The following is a 514-nucleotide window of genomic DNA, read 5'->3' on the forward strand; positions in this document are numbered from 1 at the left end:
CGCGGGCGCTCGCCATGAACCTGAAGGAGCCGAGCGCGGCCAACCAGTGCATCCAGACCAAGGCCAAGCTCGCCGGCATCTGGCGCGACAAGGCCGAAGTCACGGGCAAGGACGGCGTGCCGCTGGCGGGTCCTGCGGTCACGGTCGGCGGGCCGACGATCATCATGACGGGCGCGCCAGGCGCGGGTGCCTGAGTGCATGACGAGCGCCCCGACGCGCTGCGGGTTCACCTCCACCCGAAACAGTGGGTCGCGTTCTTAACCGAAGCCACGGAGGTCCTGTTCGGTGGCGCCGCCGGTCACGGCAAGTCGCATCTGATGCGGGTCGCCGCGATCGTCTGGTGCTGCTCGATCGCGGGGCTGCAGGTCTATCTGTTTCGCCGCGTGCGCGAGGATCTGTTCAAGAACCATCTCGAAGGCCCGAAAGGCTTTCGCGCGATGCTGGCGCCGCTCGTGCTGGGCGGCTGGTGCCGCATCATCGGCGACGAAATCCGCTTCTGGAACGGGGCCCGGAT

2 protein-coding genes are annotated in these 514 nt (G+C 68.1%); both read left to right on the plus strand.

Translation table 11 applies throughout. From position 1 onward, the window contains the following. Nucleotides 1-194 (plus strand): hypothetical protein (locus tag AACY08_RS28760; protein WP_339472481.1); only part of this gene is annotated, 194 nt, incomplete at its 5' end. Then, the coding region (locus AACY08_RS28765; RefSeq protein ID WP_339472482.1) for a hypothetical protein at nucleotides 195-514 on the plus strand (320 nt) is incomplete at its 3' end.

The sequence above is a fragment of the Pseudomonas sp. EL_65y_Pfl1_R83 genome (assembly GCF_963970695.1).
GTDB classification, from domain to species: domain Bacteria; phylum Pseudomonadota; class Gammaproteobacteria; order Pseudomonadales; family Pseudomonadaceae; genus Aquipseudomonas; species Aquipseudomonas tritici.